The organism is Mesorhizobium sp. WSM4814, assembly GCF_055811595.1.
This window is the reverse complement of the sequence record NZ_JBVVQT010000043.1, coordinates 1-18,399: the sequence shown is the minus strand read 5'-3', so window position 1 is coordinate 18,399 and position 18,399 is coordinate 1. Positions and strand designations below refer to the sequence as shown.

General features: G+C 62.3%; 16 protein-coding genes. 2 read left to right on the top strand and 14 right to left on the bottom strand.

What is annotated here, in order from left to right; translation table 11 throughout:
- Nucleotides 1-305 precede the first annotated feature (305 nt).
- The 14 genes from AC0L2V_RS31330 to AC0L2V_RS31265 form a co-directional block, all read right to left on the bottom strand.
- Nucleotides 306-1,151, bottom strand: coding sequence for an EamA family transporter (locus AC0L2V_RS31330; protein WP_473522089.1), 846 nt, complete (start codon nt 1,149-1,151; stop codon nt 306-308).
- Between the two features lie 7 nt (nt 1,152-1,158).
- On the bottom strand, nt 1,159-2,073 hold the full coding sequence (locus tag AC0L2V_RS31325) for an endonuclease/exonuclease/phosphatase family protein (RefSeq protein WP_473522088.1): 915 nt from the start codon (nt 2,071-2,073) through the stop codon (nt 1,159-1,161).
- Between the two features lie 121 nt (nt 2,074-2,194).
- Nucleotides 2,195-3,745, bottom strand: coding sequence for a cation:proton antiporter (locus AC0L2V_RS31320; protein ID WP_473522087.1), 1,551 nt, complete (start codon nt 3,743-3,745; stop codon nt 2,195-2,197).
- A 187-nt stretch (nt 3,746-3,932) separates the two neighbouring features.
- Nucleotides 3,933-4,997 carry an ABC transporter ATP-binding protein gene (locus tag AC0L2V_RS31315; RefSeq protein ID WP_473522086.1) on the bottom strand — a complete coding sequence of 355 codons (1,065 nt, stop codon included), beginning with the start codon at nt 4,995-4,997 and terminating at the stop codon, nt 3,933-3,935.
- Nucleotides 4,998-5,026: 29 nt separating this feature from the next.
- Nucleotides 5,027-5,821 carry an ABC transporter permease gene (locus AC0L2V_RS31310; protein WP_473522085.1) on the bottom strand — a complete coding sequence of 265 codons (795 nt, stop codon included), beginning with the start codon at nt 5,819-5,821 and terminating at the stop codon, nt 5,027-5,029.
- Nucleotides 5,818-6,726 (bottom strand): ABC transporter permease, encoded by a 909-nt coding sequence (locus tag AC0L2V_RS31305; protein ID WP_473508093.1) that lies wholly within the window; start codon nt 6,724-6,726, stop codon nt 5,818-5,820. Before AC0L2V_RS31305 ends, AC0L2V_RS31310 begins: the two co-directional genes overlap by 4 nt.
- 59 nt (nt 6,727-6,785) lie before the next feature.
- Nucleotides 6,786-7,892: an ABC transporter substrate-binding protein gene (locus AC0L2V_RS31300; protein ID WP_473522084.1), complete on the bottom strand. Its 1,107-nt coding sequence runs from the start codon at nt 7,890-7,892 to the stop codon at nt 6,786-6,788.
- 243 nt (nt 7,893-8,135) lie between these two features.
- Nucleotides 8,136-9,308 (bottom strand): iron-containing alcohol dehydrogenase, encoded by a 1,173-nt coding sequence (locus AC0L2V_RS31295; RefSeq protein ID WP_473522083.1) that lies wholly within the window; start codon nt 9,306-9,308, stop codon nt 8,136-8,138.
- Between the two features lie 18 nt (nt 9,309-9,326).
- Complete coding sequence (locus AC0L2V_RS31290; protein WP_473522082.1) at nt 9,327-10,766, bottom strand: aldehyde dehydrogenase family protein; 1,440 nt, start codon at nt 10,764-10,766, stop codon at nt 9,327-9,329.
- A complete protein-coding gene (locus AC0L2V_RS31285; RefSeq protein ID WP_473508089.1) occupies nt 10,744-11,157 on the bottom strand; it encodes a type II toxin-antitoxin system VapC family toxin in 414 nt (137 codons plus the stop codon). Before AC0L2V_RS31285 ends, AC0L2V_RS31290 begins: the two co-directional genes overlap by 23 nt.
- Nucleotides 11,157-11,609, bottom strand: coding sequence for a DUF7662 domain-containing protein (locus AC0L2V_RS31280; RefSeq protein WP_473522081.1), 453 nt, complete (start codon nt 11,607-11,609; stop codon nt 11,157-11,159). Before AC0L2V_RS31280 ends, AC0L2V_RS31285 begins: the two co-directional genes overlap by 1 nt.
- A 60-nt stretch (nt 11,610-11,669) precedes the next feature.
- Entirely contained in the window at nt 11,670-13,040 is a 1,371-nt protein-coding gene (locus tag AC0L2V_RS31275; protein ID WP_473508087.1) for a glutamine synthetase family protein, read from the bottom strand.
- Between the two features lie 96 nt (nt 13,041-13,136).
- Nucleotides 13,137-14,651, bottom strand: coding sequence for an amino acid permease (locus tag AC0L2V_RS31270; protein ID WP_091600395.1), 1,515 nt, complete (start codon nt 14,649-14,651; stop codon nt 13,137-13,139).
- A 21-nt stretch (nt 14,652-14,672) separates the two neighbouring features.
- Entirely contained in the window at nt 14,673-15,494 is an 822-nt protein-coding gene (locus tag AC0L2V_RS31265) for an N-formylglutamate amidohydrolase (protein ID WP_473508086.1), read from the bottom strand.
- A gap of 152 nt (nt 15,495-15,646) precedes the next feature.
- Between AC0L2V_RS31265 and AC0L2V_RS31260 the strand changes: the two genes are divergently transcribed.
- Together AC0L2V_RS31260 and AC0L2V_RS31255 are read left to right on the top strand one after the other, a co-directional pair.
- Complete coding sequence (locus AC0L2V_RS31260) at nt 15,647-16,474, top strand: MurR/RpiR family transcriptional regulator (protein ID WP_023798113.1); 828 nt, start codon at nt 15,647-15,649, stop codon at nt 16,472-16,474.
- Nucleotides 16,475-16,656: 182 nt separating this feature from the next.
- A complete protein-coding gene (locus tag AC0L2V_RS31255) occupies nt 16,657-18,210 on the top strand; it encodes a Fic family protein (RefSeq protein WP_473508085.1) in 1,554 nt (517 codons plus the stop codon).
- The last annotated feature ends 189 nt before the right edge of the window (nt 18,211-18,399 follow it).

Here is an 18,399-nt window from a genome sequence, read left to right as displayed (position 1 = left end):
CACCGTCACATCAAAGGAATGCGCCAACTACTTCACCGAGGCCGGCTATGTCCCAACCTAAAATCATCGCGCTCTAGTGCATGAGGCTCACAGCCGAGCCGGCGCTCGGCTGGTCGCGGCGCTTGAAGGCGGAACCGACGGGCTGATGGTGTTCGACCTCGAGATAGGCGCTTAATGCATGTCGCGCAAAAGCATGCCCTCGGGCACTGACCCGAGGGTGTGCAGCGGTTTTGCGTTAACGACATGCATAAAACAACAATCCAAAGCGCGTCGCGTGAGGTCGGTCGAACGCGACGCGCTTTAGCCTATCCAAGCCTCAGCGCGACGACGCCGGCAACGATGCTGAGCACGGCGGCACCGCGCCACGCCGTCATCTTCTCGCCGAGCGCAAACACCGAGATCATCATGGCGAACAGGATCGAGGTTTCGCGCAGCGCCGCGACCGAGGCGATCGGCGCCTTGGTCATCGCCCACATCACGATCCAGTAGGCGGCGCCGCTGAGCACGCCGGTGTACACGCCCGCCTTCCAGTCTCGCGCCAGCACCGGCAGCGCCTTTGGTCCGCGGAAGATCAGGCAAAGCACCAGCGCCCACAGCGCATCGCAGACGAACAGCCATGCGGCATAACTCGACGCCGTCGCGGCCAGCCGCGCGCCGCTGCCGTCGGACAGCGTATAGCCGGCGATGAAGATCGAGGTGCCCAGCGCAAAGCCGACGGCGCGCAGGTTCAGCCTTTCCAGATGCGCGCCGCCGCGAAACGACAGCACCAGCGTCCCGGCCGACAAGAGAACAATGCCGACAATGGCGAGCGGCACCGGCACCTCGGCGACGACCACGATGCCGCCAAGTGCTGCCAGCAGCGGTGCGGTGCCGCGCGCCAGTGGATAGGTTTGGGCGAAATCGCCGGCCTTGTAGGCGCCGATCAGGAACGTCCTGTAGCCCATGTGGAAGATCACCGAGGCGATGATATAAGGCCACGCTTCCGCTTTCGGCACCTCGACGAAAGGCAGCGCCAGAAGCGCCACGGCGCCCATGCCGAGCGTCATCAGCGTGATCGACAAAAAGCGGTCGAGATGGACCTTGACCAGCGCGTTCCAGATCGCGTGCATGGCGGCGGCAGCAAGCACCGCGAAGAAGACGGACAAGGTCATCGGCGGCTCATGCGCCTTCGGCCCCCGTCGCGAACGGCGTTTCCAGGTCGATGTCGACCCGCAGCGGAAAATGGTCCGAGGCGATTTCGTCGATATCGGCGCTGGCCGAGCGGACCCGTCCCGCCAACATCCCGCCGACGAAGCAATGGTCGAGCCGTCGCTTTGCCAGCCTGCCGTCGATGGTCTTCACATGGGTATGGAAATCCGCCGTCGGGTCGCTGGCGACGGCGGCGGCATCGACAAAACCGTTGAGATAGGCAGCACCGCGATGGTACGGCGTGCTGCCAACGATGCGCCGGTACTCGGCGCTGCCCGGCTCCATGTTGAAATCGCCCATCCAGATCGCCGCCAGCGGGTTTTCCGGCTCCGGCTGGCCATTGCTCCAGTTGCGCACGGGCTCATCGTCGGCGCCGCTCCACGGGCCGCCGTCGGACGGCGCGCGGCGATGCTCGGCGAGCAGATAGTCGATCTGCTCCAGCCGCTCTTCGGCGGCGATATGCGCCAGATGCAGCGACAGCACCCGCACCGGACCGGCAGGGGTGTGGATCATGCATTCCAGCGCTGCGTTGCGGGTGTTGAGCGGACGCACGGTGCGGCGCAGCGGCAGCGTGTGCAGGCGCGACCAGACGATCGGCAGCTTGGACAGGAGCATGGTGCCGAATTGCCGCCGCCGGTTGACGATGCGGCCGTCACGCCGCTCGCTGGCGTCCATGTCGAAGGCCGGCCCATAAACCCAATAGTATTCGGGCAACAATCGCGAAAGAAGTTCAGGCTGGTCGTCTTCGTTGCTGCGTATCCAATGCCGTTCCACCTCCTGCAAGGCGATGATGTCGGCGCCGGCGACGATCTTGGCGCAGCGCGAGAGATCGTAGCGGCCGTCGCCGCCGAACCCGTATTGGATGTTGTAGCTGACCAGCTTCATTGCTTATCCGGCTCAATTCCCTGAAAGCAATAGCCGTTGGGCTGATCGGCTGCAATGTGCAGCCGGATGCTCAAACAAAGAGATAGAGCGGCGGTACGATTCGATTTGAAAGTCCGCCGCTCTAAGTCGTCAACGGCTGGAATCGTCCCGGCGGAGAAGCGGCCAATTCCGACCAGTCGATTTCCTCCTCTAGACGATGATACGCCTCGTCGCCGATCGTCCCGTCGATGCGCAGCTGTTCCAGCGCGTCACGCTGGCTCTTGATGGCATAGAGGCGCAACCTGTCGTACTCGGTCGCTGCCTGGGCGTCCTCTGGATTTTCAGCGATCGTGCGCTGCGCGGCAAATTGCTCGCGGACCACGGCCGCGGCATTCGATGTCTTGCCGCTCAACACCTCCAGCGCTGCCTGCATGATGGCGACGCGTGCCTGCGCGACCTCGCGGTCGACAGTTTCGTCCGGATCGAGACGAAGCAAGCGCAGCAGCGGCTTCAGGCTAATGCCTTGCAGCACCAGGGTGCCGAGCACGACCGAGAAAGCGGCGAGCACAATCGGGTCGCGGCCGGGAAAGTCAGCCGGCAAGGCAAACGCTGCCGCAAGGGTAACCAGACCGCGCATGCCGCACCAGCCGATCAGCACGCCGCCGCGAAATGACGGCGCCTCGGCCTGCCGGTCCGCGTCACCGAAGCTGGCAAGCCACCTCATGATCGCACCGCATCCCAACACCCAGACGAGGCGCGAGACGATGACGACAGCCAGCACGGCTGCGGCGAAGACGAACGCTTCGACCTGCCCCTGCTCGGCAAGCCGGCCGACGATCGACCGTGCCTGAAGTCCCATCAGGACGAAGGCCAGCACGTTGAGCACGAACACCGCCGTCTCCCAGACCGAGTAGGAGCTGACGCGATTTCTGGCCGGCATGTGGCGCGGCGCGGTACGTGCGATGGTCATGGCATAGACGACGATCGTTATGATGGCGGAGAGCCCGATCCTGTCGGCCAGGATCCAGACGCCGAACGTCCCGGCAAATTGCACCACCGTGCCGCTTGCCGGATCTCTGATGCGGCTGAGGGTGACGAGAGACAATCGGCCGAGCACATAACCCGCGGCGAGGCTGCCGACCGTCGACAGCAAGATCATCGGAACCGCGCTGCTCAGCAGGATAGAGCCGGCAGCTGCGGAAACCGCCATGCGGTAGATCAGGAGCGCCGTGGCGTCGTTGAGCAGGCTTTCGCCTTGCAAGATCGCGGTGACGCGGTGCGGCACCTTGAACTGTCCAAGCACGGCCGACGCCGCCACGGCATCGGGCGGCGCCACGATCGCGCCAAGGGCAATAGCCGCAGCGATCGGCAGGCCTGCCATTGTCCATCCGACGAGCGCGACGGTCGCAGTGGTGAAAACGACGGCGCCAAGCGCCAGCAGGATGAGCGGCAGTCTGTAGCGATTGAGATCGCGCAGCGACGTGTCGTAGGCCGCGTCAAGAAGCACCGGCGCGATGAACAGGGCGAGCGCCAGTTCGGGATGGATCTCGATGGTCGGCGCAAACGGCAGGAAGCCGATGCCCGCGCCGGCCAACGCCAGCAACGAGGGATAGGGAATCTGCAGACGCCGCGACAGCGCGGTCAGCGCGACGGCGATCAGCAGAAGAACAAGGGTCAGCTCGAAAAGCGCCATGCCTCATCGTAGCGGCGAAGCCGGGCGATTGGCACTGCAAAAACGGCGACGGCTTTGGCTGGTGAATGGTGAATGGTGAATGGTGAATGGTGAATGGTGAATGGTGAATGGTGAATGGTCGCTTGCAGAGAAATCTCGGCGCGTAAAGCGCCTTCTTGCTATTCACTATTCACTATTCACTCCGCCCCTAATGCAGCACCAGCATGTCGCCCGACGAGAAGGAAATCTCGGCCTTCTCGCCGACAGCGGGCGGCGGCGAGGCCGGGCTGTTGAACGTGTCGAGCGATACCGTGCTGCCGCCTATGCCGACGCGGACCCGGATGACCGAGCCGAGGAAATGCACTTCGGTGATCTCGCCCGAAAGGCTGGAGTCGCGGTCGGGATGGCGGCCGAGCGAAATCGCCTCGGGCCGCAGCGCCAGCGACAGCGTGTCGCCGGACCTGGAGCCGTTGAGCTTTCCCTGCAGCGAGACCTCTTGCGAATTGACGCGCACCTTGCCCGACGCAGCGTCGGTGACGGTGCCTTCGAGCACGTTCAGCGTGCCGACGAAATTGGCGACGAACTTGGTTGCCGGCCGGTTGTAGATCTCGAACGGCGTGCCGACCTGCTCGGCCTTGCCGCCATACATGACGGCGATGCGGTCGGAAATCGACAACGCCTCTTCCTGGTCGTGGGTGACGAATACGGTGGTGATGCCGAGCTTCTTCTGGATTGAGCGGATTTCCTCGCGCAGCGACACGCGCACCTTGGCGTCGAGCGCCGACAGCGGTTCGTCGAGCAGCAGGAGCTTCGGCTTCGGCGCAATCGCCCGCGCCAGCGCGATACGCTGCTGCTGGCCGCCGGAGAGCTGATAGGGATAGCGGTCGCCCATCTGCGGCAGCTTGATGAGGTCGAGCATCTCGGCAACGCGCCTGTCGGCATCGGCCTTTGGCATGCCCGCGACCTTAAGCCCGAAGCCGATGTTTTGCGCCACGGTCAGGTTGGGAAACAGCGCATAGGCCTGGAACACCATGCCGACATTGCGCTGGTTGGGTTTGAGCCGGGTGATATCCTTGCCGGCCACGACGATCTTGCCGGCGCTCGGCTCCTCGAAGCCGGCGACCATACGCAGCACCGTCGTCTTGCCGCAGCCCGACGGCCCGAGGAAGGAGACGAATTCGCCCGGCTCGACGTCGAGGTTGAAATCCTGGACGACGGTGGTGGCGCCGAAGGCTTTTCGAACCTGCTGGATGGAGAGGAATGGCTCGGCCATGGCTTTTCTTTCGGTCAGTACTTTTTCGATCAGTTTGGCCGGTTCGCCGATCGCGGCGCAAAACGCGACAGGATCTGGATCAGCGACATGCAGCCCCAGGTGATGGCGAACGAAATGAGCGCCAGTGCCGATGGCTCATAAGCGCTGTTGGCGCCGATGTTCTGCAGATAGGGGCCGAACGCCGGGCGATTCAGCAGCGACGCCATGGTGAACTCGCCGATGACGATGGCAAAACTCAGGAACGCGCCGGACAACACGGCGATCAGCACGTTCGGCAGGATGATGCGGGCGATGATGGTGGTCCAGCCGGCGCCGAGGATTTGTGCGGCTTCGGTGAGCGTTCTGACGTCGATGGTCCTGAGACCGGTATCCACCGCCCGGTACATATAAGGCAGCGCCAGCACTGCATAGCCGATGACCAGCAGAGCATCGGCGCCGCGTGCTGTCGCCAGAAAAGGCAACGTCGAATTCGAACCGAACATCCTGATGTAGCCGAAGACGATGACGATGGCGGGGATAACCAGCGGCAGCAGGGTGATGAACTCTACGACCGGCCGCAGATGCGGTAGCCGCAGCCGTATCCAGTAAGCCGTCGGGACGACGAGGAGCACGCCCAAAAGGATGGTGAAGATCGCCACCACGACGGAATAGGTAAATGTCGCCTGGAAATTTGGATCTCCGAACACCGAGCGGTAGGCGTCAAACGAGTATTCGCCTCGCCGCTTACGCAAGGAGAATTCAAAGGTCGCCAACAGCGGCAGGATAAAATAGGTGGTTCCCACGCCAAAAACCAGCCAGGCCCAAAAACGGCTGCCTTGCTTCATTTCAGCCACCGTTCGGCTCGCCGTTGGAACAAAATGTAGAAGAGATTGGCCAGGCCGGTGATGACGATCATGCCGAATGCAAGGGCATAGCCTAGATTCGGATTGTAAAGCACGTCGCCGCGAATCTGCGCGAACAGCTGGATGGGCACGATGTTGAGTGACGGCCCGGTCAGTGCATAGGCCGTTGCGACCGCGCCGAACGCGTTGGCAAAAAGCAGGACCGTGGTGCCGAGAAAACTCGGCCATAACACCGGGATCACCACCATGCGCCAATATTGCCAATTGGTTGCGCCGAGCGTGGCTGCAGCTTCGCCCCATTCCTTCTTCAGCCCATCGACCGCCGGCGTGATGATGACGATCATCAATGGAATCTGGAAATAGAGGTAGGTGAGGATCAGGCCCCAGAACGAAAAAATACTGAAGCCGAGCGAATAGATGTTGATGCCGAAAATATCTCGCAACAGGATCGTCGCCACGCCGAGCCGACCCAGCGTCGCGATGAACGAGAATGCCAGCGGCACGCCGGCGAAATTCGAGGCGACGCCCGAGAAGGTCAAGGTCGCCGAGCGCAGCCACGACGGCAGGCCGCCGCGAATCACTGCCACGGCCATCGCAAGGCCAATCAGGGCGCCGAGCACCGCAGAAACAAAGCTGATCTGAATGGAGACCCAATAGGCGGCTGCGAGCTTGGGTTGCGACAACGCTATGATGTTGTCGAGCGTATAGTCGCCGGCTGCATTTTTGAACGCGCCGGCGATCAGCCCTACCGTGGGCAAGATCAGAAACAGCAGCGCGAAAACGAAGAACGGCGCTACGCCCAACCAATGCAGTGGCAGCCGAAGGCGGCTGATCTCCGGCGCGCCAGGGCTGACGCGGGCTGTCTGGGATAGTGTGGAGTCTGCCATGGACTTCCCGAACTTGGCATAGGGCGCCGGCCGGCGAACCGGCCCGGCGCCCTATGGAACTATTTCACGACGGCGCCAACGATGGCATCCCAGTTCGTGCTGATTTCCTTCTTGGCGGCGTTCTGCTCCTCCAGGGTTGGGAAGATCGCCTTTTCGTAGTTCTCGGCGGCCGGCAGCTTGTCCAGCATCTCCTTCGGGATCACGCCCTTCTTGGCAAGGTCGTTGAAGCGGATCGGGTGGCAGTAGCCCTTCAGCCAGCCGAGCTGGCCCTCGTCCGAGTAGAGATACTCCATCCACAGCTTGGCGGCGTTCGGATGCGGCGCATAGGCGCTGATCGCCTGTACGTAGACGCCAGCGACGACCGCTGCCTTTGGCACGACGATTTCAATTTCCGGATTGCCAGCCATCTTGTCGCGCATGGCGAGCAGGTTGTAGTCCCAGTTCATCACGATCGGTGTCGTGCCCTGGGCGACAGCTGCCGCTTCACCGTCGACCGGCACGAAGTTGCCGGCATCGTTGAGCTGCTTGAAGAACTGCAGACCCTTGGCGGCGGCATCCTGGCCGCCGGTGCCGCCAGCCGCGAGGCCCGAAGCGTAAACCGACATGACCGCGTTGTTGGACGAGCGCGGGTCACCGGCGAGCGCCACCGAATTGGCATACTCCGGCTTCATCAGGTCAGCCCAGTCCTGTGGCGCGTTCTGCACGACGGCCTTGTTCACGCCGAAGGCGAGCACGCCGTAGTAGTCGCCATACCAATAGCCATCGGCATCCTTGGCGCTGTCAGGGATCGTATCCCAGGTCGACACCTTGTAGGGTTGGACCAGGCCGTCTGCTTTGGCCGACGGGCCAAAAGACAGGCCGACGTCGATGACATCAGGCGCCTGTGGGCCCTTATTGTCCTTGTTGGCCTTGATCGCCTCGATCTCGTCGCCGGAGCCGGCATCGGGATTGAGCTCGTTGACGGTGATTTCCGGATATTTCGCCTTGAAGCCGGCGATGACGTCGCCATAGCCGCACCAGCTGTGCGGCAGCGCGATGGTGGTGAGTTGGCCTTCCGCCTTGGCGGCGGCGACCAGTTCATCCATTGACTGCGCCGACGAGATGGCAGAGGTCGCCATCAGGGCGACGGCCGTAAGGGAAAGTACTTTTCCCGTGAATTTGAACATGTGTTCTCTCCGTTGAACTGACGCCGTTGGACGCCTGCGATGCGGTATCGTTTTCGTGTGACAGCCCGATGAATGGTTTGTGAAAGCGATGCCCTGCAGTACGAAAAAGTAAACTCTTTTTAACCGGCTGTAGCAATCGCCTCGCAACTATTTTTCCGGCTAACGAGTTTCCGTCTTACCTTTCATCTTTCCCCCTTTCTTTGCCCTCAATTTCCCGGATCAGTTTCCGGCGCGAATACTGTGTCAGGCGGTGCCGGCAATGGCATTTTCGAGCAGCGTCAGCGCCGCCTTCCTGGTCAGCTTGACAGGGTTGCCGCCGGCGGTCGGATCGACCACCGCCATGTCGGCGATCAGGCCCTTGCGCTTCTTGTCCATGTCGAGCCCCTGGATCAGGCCCGGCAGCGCATGCGGCACCTCCAATTCCTTGCGCAGCTTGATGACGGCCTTGGCGAAACCGTCGAAGCCGCCGTTGATGCCGCAATAAGCCGCGAGCCGGGCGATGCGCGCCTCGATGGCGTCGCGGTTGAAGGCCAGCACGTAAGGCATGAACACGGCGTTGGTCATGCCGTGATGGGTGTCGTAGAGCGCGCCGATCGGATGCGACAGCGAGTGGATGGCGCCCAGCCCTTTCTGGAAGGCGGCAGCACCCATCGCGGCCGCGCTCATCATGTGGGCGCGGGCGACAAGATCCTTGCCGTTGGCATAGGCTTTCGGCAGGTTCTCGAAGACGAGCCGCACGCCTTCGACGGCGATGCCGTCGGCCATCGGATGATAGCCCGGCGCGCAATAGGCTTCGAGGCAATGAGCGAGCGCATCCATGCCGGTGCCGGCGGTGATGAAGCCGGGCATGCCGACCGACAGTTCCGGATCGGCGATGACGATGGCCGGCAAAAGTTTCGGATGGAAGATCACCTTCTTGGTGTGGGTCGCTTCATTGGTGATGACGCCGGCGCGGCCGACTTCCGAGCCGGTGCCGGCCGTGGTCGGCACGGCGATGATCGGTGCGATCGCGTCGGCGTTGGCGCGCGTCCACCAGTCGCCGATATCCTCGAAATCCCAGACCGGCCGCGTCTGGCCGGCCTGGAAGGCGATCAGCTTGCCGAGGTCGAGCGCCGAGCCGCCGCCGAAGGCGATGACGCCGTCATGCTTGCCCTTCTTGAACACCGCAATGCCGGCGGTCAGGTTGGAGTCCACCGGGTTCGGCTTGACCTCGGAAAACACACCATAGGGCACCTTGGCGTCGTCGAGGATCTTCAACGTCGAAGCGACGACCGGAAGTTTGGCCAGCCCAGGATCGGTGACGAACAGCGGCCGCTTGATGCCGGTGGCTTCAAGCACATCAGGCAATTCCTTGATGCGCCCCGCGCCGAAGCGCACGGTTGTCGGGTAGTTCCATTTGGAAATCAATTTTGTCATTTTTGTCTTTCGAAAAAATCAGATGGCTTCACGCAGATGATATGATTTCGGCCTCGTCAGATTGTCGTAGCCGATGGCCGAGAGTGCGGCGCCCTTGCCGGTGTCCTTGACGCCGGTCCAGACCAGCGCCGGGTCGAGATAGTCGCAGCGGTTCATGAACACGGTGCCGGTCTCGATGCGATCACCGATCGCCGCCGCATGCTCGGTGTCGCGCGTCCAGATCGAGGCCGTCAGCCCGTAGGGGCTGTCGTTCATCAGCGCGATCGCCTCCTCGTCGTTGCGCACCTTCATGATGCCGACAATCGGCCCAAAGCTCTCCTCGCGCATGACGCTCATCTGGTGGTCGACCTCGGTCAGCACTTCCGGCGCCAGATAGGGCGAGCCCGGCTCGTCATTGGCCAGCTTCATGTTGATATGCGCTTTGGCGCCCTTGCGCAGCGCCTCGGCCTTTTGCTCGCGGATCAGGTCGGCGAAGCGCGCCTGGGCCATCGGCCCCATCGTCGTCGCCTGGTCGAGCGGGTTGCCGACGACGTAGTTCCTGGTTTCGGCGATGAAGCCTTCGACGAACTCGTCATAGACCTTCTCGTGGACATAGACGCGCTCGATGCCGCAGCAGCACTGGCCGGAATTGTAGAAGGCGCCGTCGACCAGGTTGGCGACGGCATTGTCGATCTTTGCGTCGGCCAGGACATAGGCCGGATCCTTGCCGCCGAGTTCAAGGCCGAGCGTCATGAAGGTGCCCGCTGCGGCCTTTTCGATGGCGCGGCCGCCGGCGACCGAGCCGGTGAAATTGACATGGTCGATCTTGCCCGAGCCGAGCAGTTTTTCGGTCTGCGCATGGTTCATGACGAGGTTCTGGAACAGACCCTTGGGCAGGCCTGCCTTGTCGAACGCCTGTTGAAAACGGTCGCCGACCAGCAGCGTCTGCGCCGCATGCTTGAGGATGACGGCGCTGCCCGCCATCAGCGCCGGCACGATCGTGTTGACGGCGGTGAGATAGGGATAGTTCCACGGCGCGATCACCAGGACCACGCCGAGCGGCACCTTCTTCACATAGCGGCGAAACCCGTCCTTGGGATTGGAGGCCATCACCGGCCTGAGTGCCGCTTCCGCAATCTCGACCATGTAGCTGGTGCGTTCCCTGACGCCGCCGAACTCGCCGCCATAGCGGACCGGGCGGCCCATCTGCCAGGCGATCTCCGGCACGATCTCGTCGGTCATGGCGACCAGCGCTTCCAGCATGGCAAGCATGTACTTGCCGCGCTCGACGATCGGCGTCTCGGCCCATTTCTCCTGCGCCGCCTTGGCACGCTCGACCGCGGCATTGATCGCCTGGTCCGTGGCGATGGGCCGTTCGGCATAGATCGAACCATCGACGGGGGATTTGAGTTTTACGGTTTCCAAGTGGGCGTCTCCATATATCGAAGGCAAAGCGTCAGCAGGCAAGGGCGCGAACATGCCCGGCTCTTGCATAATCCAGTATTGACTGATCGCGCGTCACGAGCGTCAAATCGAACGCCCGCGCTGTTGCGATCAATATCCTATCCGCCGGATCGCCGTGGAACGATCCAGGCAAGAAAGACGATTCAATCAACAATTCCGGCGAAAGAGCCTCGACCTTGATGCCTGGCGTGGCGATCACTTCCCCAAAAATGCTTGCTGGCGACTTTGCTGCCGCCAACCGGCCCTTGGCGCTCAGCAGGCCCAACTCCCAGGCCGAAATGGGGGAAACCCGGACCTTCTCGTCAACAGCCGCGGCGCTGTTGATGGCAATCTTGGCTTCCGGCGTGATTGGCTCGTTCAACGCTATCCATATGATCGCGCAAGTGTCGAGCAGCAGCCTGTGCATCACGGCAGCACGTCAGGCTCAAAGGCCGGCCTCGTGTAATCATGTCCTTGGAGAAGCGTGACCTTGCCCGTCCATATGCCGAAAAGAGGATGGTCGGTATTTCCCTGCGGAAGTTCGTAGCTGGCTTGCGTTTGTTCCGCCATTCCTGAACGAGTCTTGTCTGTGGTAGCCATATTCGGCTTTCGATAACCTTCGGGCCATCCCTCCAGTTTGAAATCCACCCGCTCGTTCGCAAGATCGACACGAGATGCCCGGTAGTTTGCGCGCAACCAAGCGCGCGCCTGGCTGTGCCCGCTCGGGCTGTTCGCCCACCATTCCTCCCGCTGTCGTGCCGACGGCGGCAAGCGGCCACCGATAACTTGCTCGATCTCTGCGAAGCTCATCGACATCTGGCCCTGGCCCGAGAACAGGAGATACTCGAAAAGCGGATGGTATTTGGTTCCTTCGGTCATCGCACAACCTAGCTCAAGCAGCATTTTCGGTCAAGGTATTAACAGTATCTTACTATCTTTCTAATAACGCTCGAACCCCCTGTGCAGTTCCCAATCGGTAATGCGGCGGTCGTATTCGAACTGCTCCCAGTGCGCCGTATGAACATAATGCTCGAGCACGCCGTCGCCGAGCGCCTGCTTCAGCATCTCCGATTTTGCCAGCGTCTCGGTGGCGTCTCGCAAGGTCTTCGGAATTTCCGGCAGCTGCGAGGCCTGATAGGCATCGCCGACGAAGGGTTTTTGCAGTTCAAGCTTTTCATCGATGCCGGCAAGGCCGGCCGCGATCAGCGCGGCGAAGGCGAGATAGGGGTTTAGGTCGGCGCCGCCGATGCGGCATTCCATGCGGATGCCCTTGGTGCCCTCGCCGCACAGGCGGAAACCGGCGGTGCGGTTGTCCTCGCTCCACATGATCTTAGTCGGCGCGAAGGTGCCGGCCTGGAAGCGCTTGTAGGAGTTGACGTAGGGCGCCAGGAACCAGGTGAATTCCCTGGCATATTTGAGCTGGCCCGCCGCCCATTGCTGGCCGAGCGTCGACAGTGTCCATTCGGCCTTTCTGTCGTAAAAAAGCGGCGTCTCGCCGTCGGCGCTCCACAGCGAATTGTGGATATGGCTGGAATTGCCGGCCAGCCCGTAATTGTACTTGGCCATGAACGAGACCGCCTTGCCTTCGGACTCGGCGATTTCCTTGGCGCCGTTCTTCAGGATGACGTGGCGGTCGGCCATCTCGAGCGCCTCGGCATAGCGGACATTGATTTCTTCCTGGCCCGGACCCCACTCGCCCTTGGAGTTCTCGATCGGAATGCCGGCCGCCTGCATCTCGTTGCGCAGCCGGCGCATGACGCCTTCTTCCTTGGTGGTGATGCCGATCTGGTAGTCGCCGATATAGGGCGAGGCTGTGTCGAGGCCCTGCCAGTGCTTCTTGCGGGCGGAATCGTAGGTTTCGCTGAACAGATAGAATTCGAGCTCGGAGGCGAAATAGCCGAGATAGCCGCGTTCGCTCAGCCGCCTGACCTGCTTCTTCAGGATGGCGCGCGGCGAATGCGGCAGGTCGTCATGGGTGTGGTGGTCGAGCACGTCGCAGATCACCAGCGCCGTCTTTTCCAGCCATGGAATGCGCCGCAGCGTCGACAGATCCGGCTTCATGACGAAGTCGCCATAGCCTTTCGACCAGCTCGCCGCCCTGTAGCCGGGCACCGGTTCCATATCGATGTCGGCGGCCAGGAGATAGTTGCAGCCATGCGTCTCGTCATGGGCGGAATCGACGAAATACTGTGCCAGGAACCGCTTTCCCGCCAGCCGCCCCTGCATGTCGACAATGCACGCCAGCACGGTGTCGACCTCACCGCTGGAGACCGCCTTTTTCAACTGATCGAACGAGAAATTTCCGGCCATTCTTGCAAGCTCCGCCGCCTTTGTGGCGCTTCGAGAGTTCAACTCTGGACCCGGCCGCAGGAAGCGGCCGGGTGTTTCTTGAGGTCCGAGGCAGAGTTAGGCTTTCTGCGCGTGCTCCAGCGCGAACTCTTCTTCCGGCGACAGGATCAGCTTGTGACGGCCGACCAGCCCGAAATAGACGATCGCGATGGCGAACCACAGCGCCACCCAGACCACGCCCTTGGTGAAGTTCGCGTCCTGAATCTGGTAGAGCAGGGTGACCACGCCGATGATGATCGTCAGCACGGCGCCCGGGACGCCGAGCGGGCTGCGATAGGGACGTTCCATGTTCGGCTGGTTCTGGCGCAGCAGGATGAAGGACACCGCCTGCAGGATGTAGGAGAACATCGCGCCGAACACCGCCATATTCAGCAACACCGAGCCGATGAGCGAACCGGCCGTGGCGCCGCCAAGCGCGAACCACATGATCAGCATGATGCCGAAGCCGACGATGGCGCCCGCAAACATCGCCACATACGGCGTCTTGTACGATTTGTGGGTCACCGACAGCGCCGACGGGAAATAGCCGGCGCGGCTCAGCGAATAGACCTGGCGGCCCATGGCGAAGATGATGGTGTGGAAGCTTGCGATCAATCCAATCAACGCGATGACGCCAAGCAGCACTGCGCCCGAGTCGCCATAAATCGCCCGGAACCCGTCAAGCAGAGGCTCGCCGGAAGTCGCGAGCTTGAACGAACCAACGCCGACGACCGACGGGTTGAGCAGCACGATCATGAAGGCCGAGACCATCAGCGTCAGCATGCCGGCGATAATGCCGCGCGGCATGTCGCGCTTCGGGTCGACCGATTCTTCCGCCGCCAACGGTAGCTGCTCGATCGCCAGGAACAGCCACACCGCAAAAGGCAACGTTGCCAGCACGCCCGACAAGCCGAACGGGAACATCGAGCCATTGCCTTCGGGAAGCTCCATCGCCGCTCCGTCCGGACCGACGCCGATGTTCAGCGCCCAGCGCGAAAAGTCCATGCTCGGGATGGCGCTGATCCAGAACACGATCAGCACGGCCAGCGACAGCAGCGTGACGATCAGGGTGACGCGGAAGGACAGCGCGACGCCGAAAATATTCAACGCCAGGAACAGCCCATAGGTCACCAGCCACCAGAGTGGTGGCCAGACGCTGGAGTCGGGAAAGGCGACCGACCAGATGCCTCCCATATAGGAGCCGATGAAGAAGGCGATGACGGCGGGCGTCACCACATACTCGACGTTTTCGCAAAGCCCGGTGATGAAGCCGCCCCACGGCCCCATCGCCGTCCGGGCGAAGGAGTAGGCAGCGCCGGTGTGCGGCAAAGCCGGGCTCATCTCGGCGATCGAGAAGACGAGGCCGACATACATGATGGCGATGATGATGCCGGCCACCAGCATGCCGCCCCAGCCGCCTGTCCCGAATCCGAAATTCCAGCCCGAAAAATGCCCGGATATGACGGCGCCGACGCCGAGCGCCCACAGATGCCAGACATTGGCGTGACGCACCAGTTGCCGGTCCTCGAAATAAGATTTGTCGCGCTTCGCGTATGCGACGCTGCCAACTTGCTTCGTATTACCGCCTGCCATTTGAAAGTCCCCTTCTTCTTGTCAGTTGACCGGTTCCACCGGATGGCCGAGCCCGCCCCGGCCAGATCCCTGGGATCCGGATGACGGCTCGAGATCGGAAAAAATCCCCGCGAGCAGATCCGCCCATTTTCGCTGCCCGGCTTCGTCGGATATTTCGTCGTTGCGGATTTCGATCATCGCGCAGAGTAGCTCCCGCGGGCGCGCGTGCCGTTCCAGCGTGAAATAGACACGGTCGGCCGGCGAATAGGGTTCGTTGATGCCGACTGTGACGCCGGCGAGCCGCTGCAGCGCGGCGACGAGCGGCGCTGCCAGCCGACGATCCTCGTCATGGATGACGCCGATGTGCCAGGGCCGGCTCTTGCCGTTGTAGACCGGGTTGAAGGAATGGATTGAAACCAGCCGCGTCTCGAGCCCGCGCGCCAGTCTTGTGTCGATGATGTCAGCGACCGCATCGTGAAAAGGTTGCCAGGACAGGGCGATGCGCGCGGCGCGCTGCTTTTGCGACAGGCCGGCATTGCCCGGAATGGTTGTGGTCTCGCTGACCGGCGGCACCAGATCGGGTGCGTCGAGCGGGCGGTTGCAGTCGATGACAAGCCGCGAAATGCGGGTCTCGACCAGCGTCGCGTCAAGCGCCGCGGCCATGCGGCGGGCCACCGGCAACGCGCCGGGATCCCAGGCGATGTGGCGGGAAAGCTCTTTGGCAGCAAGTCCGAGCGTTCCGAATTCCGGCGGCAGGAAATTGGAGGCGTGGTCGCAGGTCAGCACGAAAGGGCTCGATCCGCCGGGGTTCGTCACCCCTACGGCTTCAGGCGATGCAAGGCTGGCGGGCCGTGCTGTCTCCATTATCCTGTCGTCCCCGGGGAGCGCTGTATCGTATGTTACGTATTTTGCCTCATTGCGTCCCTGTGGATGATTTCATACAGTTTGTCCGGCTTTGTCAAACGCGATTTCGGGTCAAATGCGATTTCGGCAAAACGGCCGGGCATGGGGAAAAGATGATTTCGAGCATTGCCGAACTGATCTCGGACCGCATCGGCACGATGCCGGCGGGCGAGCGCCGCGCAGCGCAGACGCTGATCGCCAGCTATCCGCTGATCGGCCTGAAGACGGTCGCCGAATTCTCAGCTGCCGCTGGCGTCTCCTCGCCGACGATCCTGCGTTTCGTCGCCCGCCTCGGCTTCCAGAACTACCCGGAATTCCAGTCGGCGCTGCAGGACGAACTCGCGGCGCAACTGCAGTCGCCGGCATCGCGCACTCTCAACCCGCCATCGCCGAACGGCGGCGCGGTGTCGCCGATGCTGGAGGCGACGCTCGACAACATGCGCGAAACGTTCAGGCACCTGTCCGACAAGCAGCTTGCCGACATCGTCGCAAAGCTTGCCGACCGACGCGGCAAAACCTTCCTGATCGGCGGCCGCTTCACCGATCCGCTGGCGCGCTACATGGCCGCCCACCTGGCCATCATCCAGCCCAACGTCTTTCACCTCGCCGGACAGGAAAGCGTCTGGCGCGATCGGCTGATCGACATGGGCAAGCGCGACGTGCTGGTGATCTTCGACATCAGGCGCTACCAGGACAGCCTGGTCCGCTTCGCCGAGACGGCACACCAGCGCGGCGTGCAGATCGTGCTGTTCACCGACCAGTGGCTGTCGCCAATCGCCCGCTTTGCCCGGCATGTCATCGCCGGGCGCACCGCCGTGCCCTCGGCCTGGGATTCTTCGGCGGCCCTTTTCGTCGTGGCCGAAACGCTGATCGGCGCCGTCACCCGGCAGCTCGAGGCCGACGGCGCCAAACGCATCCGCGAGTTGGAAAGCCTGCGGTAGAGGCGCGGGCTGAATAGACGAACCCGACCAGCAGCAAAAAGTATTTTCAAGCAGTTTTTCAGCTACCCTCAGAATCACTTTTCGCGAGATACGCATTTGACGCATCATTTTTCATAAGTTAGAATCATTTTTCAGGGATTTTGGTGGACCGTACCAAAATTCGAACGCGAGGGACGGTTTTCATGGCTGCTCCGCAGGAGCATCAATTTTCAGGGCCGGTGAACGTTTTTCAGGAACTGCGCCTTCCTGAAACCGCGACTCTTGCCGGCTACAGCGCGCTGATCGGGGCCTATGGGCTTGCCGTGCCTCTGCCGCGGACTCTCTCCGCCACCGGCGAGCATCACCGCATCACCGAGCGGGACGGCTGGCGCATCATGACGCCCCGGCATGCGCCGCATTCAACCCTTGAAGGCCACTTGACCTTCGCTCTCAAATACGAAGGACTGGACCTAGCAATCCTCAAGCGGCTGTTTCTGGCGACCGAAACCGCACCGATTGAAGCGCTTGTTCGCAAAAGCCCGACCGGCAGCTACGCCCGCCGGATCTGGTTTCTCTATGAGTGGCTGACGAACACGCGCCTCGATCTCCCCGACGCGACCGCCGGACGCTATGTTCCTGTTGTCGACCCCGAACTGCAATGGGCGGCGCAGGGCAAGACCGCTCCGCGCTACCGCGTGAAGGACAACCTGCCCGGCACGCCGTATTTCTGCCCGCTCGTGTTCCGCACCAAAGCCCTTGAAGAATTCATCGGCCTCGACCTGCCTCGGCGTGCGCAGGCGATCGTCGCGAACGTGCCGCGCGACCTGCTTGCTCGGACGGCCGCTTTCCTTCTGCTCAAGGACTCGCGATCAAGCTATGCGATAGAGGGCGAGCGTCCGCCGCAGGACCGCATCCAGCGCTGGGGCCGGGCCATCGGCGAGGCCGGTCGTCAGCCGCTTGACCGCGATGAACTGCTGCGCCTGCAAAGGATCGTGCTCGGCGATGCCCGCTTCGTGAAGCTCGGCTTCCGGCAGGAGGGCAGCTTCGTCGGCGGGCATGACCGCGACAACCGCATGCCGCTGCCCGATCACATCAGCGCCCGGCCCGAGGACCTGGACTCGTTGATCGACGGCATGGTCGCGTTCGACCGCGGCCCCGCCCAAAGCCTCGATGCGGTCATCGTTGCGGCGATCCTCGCATTCGGATTCGTCTACATCCACCCGTTCGAAGATGGAAACGGCCGCATTCACCGCTACCTGATCCATCATGTCCTTGCCGCGCGCGGCTTCACCCCGCGAGGAGTAGTGTCCCCTGTTTCGGCCGCGATACTGGAGAAAATCGACGAGTACCGGGGCGTGCTTGAGAGTTATTCGCAGCGCCTGCTGCCGCTGATCGAATGGCAGCCGACGCCGCAATTCAATGTCCGCGTCCTGAACGACACTGGGGATTTCTACCGCTTCTTCGACGCGACGCCCCACGCCGAATTTCTCTACGCCTGCGTCCGGCGGACGATAGAAAAGGATATTCCCGACGAGACCGCCTTCCTGCGCCGCTACGATCAGTTCCGGCAGCAGGTCGATGCCTTCATCGACATGCCCGAGCGTCTAACCGATCTGCTCTTTCGCTTGCTTCATCAGAACGGCGGCCGCCTTTCGAACCGCGCCCGTGAAAGGGAATTCGCCGCTCTAACGGATGACGAGGCGGAGCGGATCGAGGCGATCTACCACCAAACCTTCGGACCCGGCCTGCAGGCATGATTGTTCCATGGGTAACATCTATCGCGGCGCTTTCGTCACTTCCGGCAATCGAACGGCTCCGTTGGCGACCTGAACTCGACCGCCTGATCGCTTCCGCGCCGGAGAAGGCGTGCGCGCCAGGCTGCAAACGCAAAACGGCCCGCGTGATGCGGGCCGTTTTGTGGATTTGGTTGCGGGGACAGGATTTGA

Coding starts and splice junctions, on each gene's coding strand:
- AC0L2V_RS31295 (WP_473522083.1), bottom strand. CDS start 9,308: ATGACAAAATTGATTTCCAAATGGAACTACCCGACAACCGTGCGCTTC.
- AC0L2V_RS31315 (WP_473522086.1), bottom strand. CDS start 4,997: ATGGCCGAGCCATTCCTCTCCATCCAGCAGGTTCGAAAAGCCTTCGGC.
- AC0L2V_RS31255 (WP_473508085.1), top strand. CDS start 16,657: ATGGCTGCTCCGCAGGAGCATCAATTTTCAGGGCCGGTGAACGTTTTT.
- AC0L2V_RS31285 (WP_473508089.1), bottom strand. CDS start 11,157: ATGCACAGGCTGCTGCTCGACACTTGCGCGATCATATGGATAGCGTTG.
- AC0L2V_RS31265 (WP_473508086.1), bottom strand. CDS start 15,494: ATGGAGACAGCACGGCCCGCCAGCCTTGCATCGCCTGAAGCCGTAGGG.
- AC0L2V_RS31270 (WP_091600395.1), bottom strand. CDS start 14,651: ATGGCAGGCGGTAATACGAAGCAAGTTGGCAGCGTCGCATACGCGAAG.
- AC0L2V_RS31290 (WP_473522082.1), bottom strand. CDS start 10,766: ATGTTCGCGCCCTTGCCTGCTGACGCTTTGCCTTCGATATATGGAGAC.
- AC0L2V_RS31275 (WP_473508087.1), bottom strand. CDS start 13,040: ATGGCCGGAAATTTCTCGTTCGATCAGTTGAAAAAGGCGGTCTCCAGC.
- AC0L2V_RS31300 (WP_473522084.1), bottom strand. CDS start 7,892: ATGTTCAAATTCACGGGAAAAGTACTTTCCCTTACGGCCGTCGCCCTG.
- AC0L2V_RS31330 (WP_473522089.1), bottom strand. CDS start 1,151: ATGACCTTGTCCGTCTTCTTCGCGGTGCTTGCTGCCGCCGCCATGCAC.
- AC0L2V_RS31320 (WP_473522087.1), bottom strand. CDS start 3,745: ATGGCGCTTTTCGAGCTGACCCTTGTTCTTCTGCTGATCGCCGTCGCG.
- AC0L2V_RS31260 (WP_023798113.1), top strand. CDS start 15,647: ATGATTTCGAGCATTGCCGAACTGATCTCGGACCGCATCGGCACGATG.
- AC0L2V_RS31305 (WP_473508093.1), bottom strand. CDS start 6,726: ATGGCAGACTCCACACTATCCCAGACAGCCCGCGTCAGCCCTGGCGCG.
- AC0L2V_RS31280 (WP_473522081.1), bottom strand. CDS start 11,609: ATGACCGAAGGAACCAAATACCATCCGCTTTTCGAGTATCTCCTGTTC.
- AC0L2V_RS31310 (WP_473522085.1), bottom strand. CDS start 5,821: ATGAAGCAAGGCAGCCGTTTTTGGGCCTGGCTGGTTTTTGGCGTGGGA.
- AC0L2V_RS31325 (WP_473522088.1), bottom strand. CDS start 2,073: ATGAAGCTGGTCAGCTACAACATCCAATACGGGTTCGGCGGCGACGGC.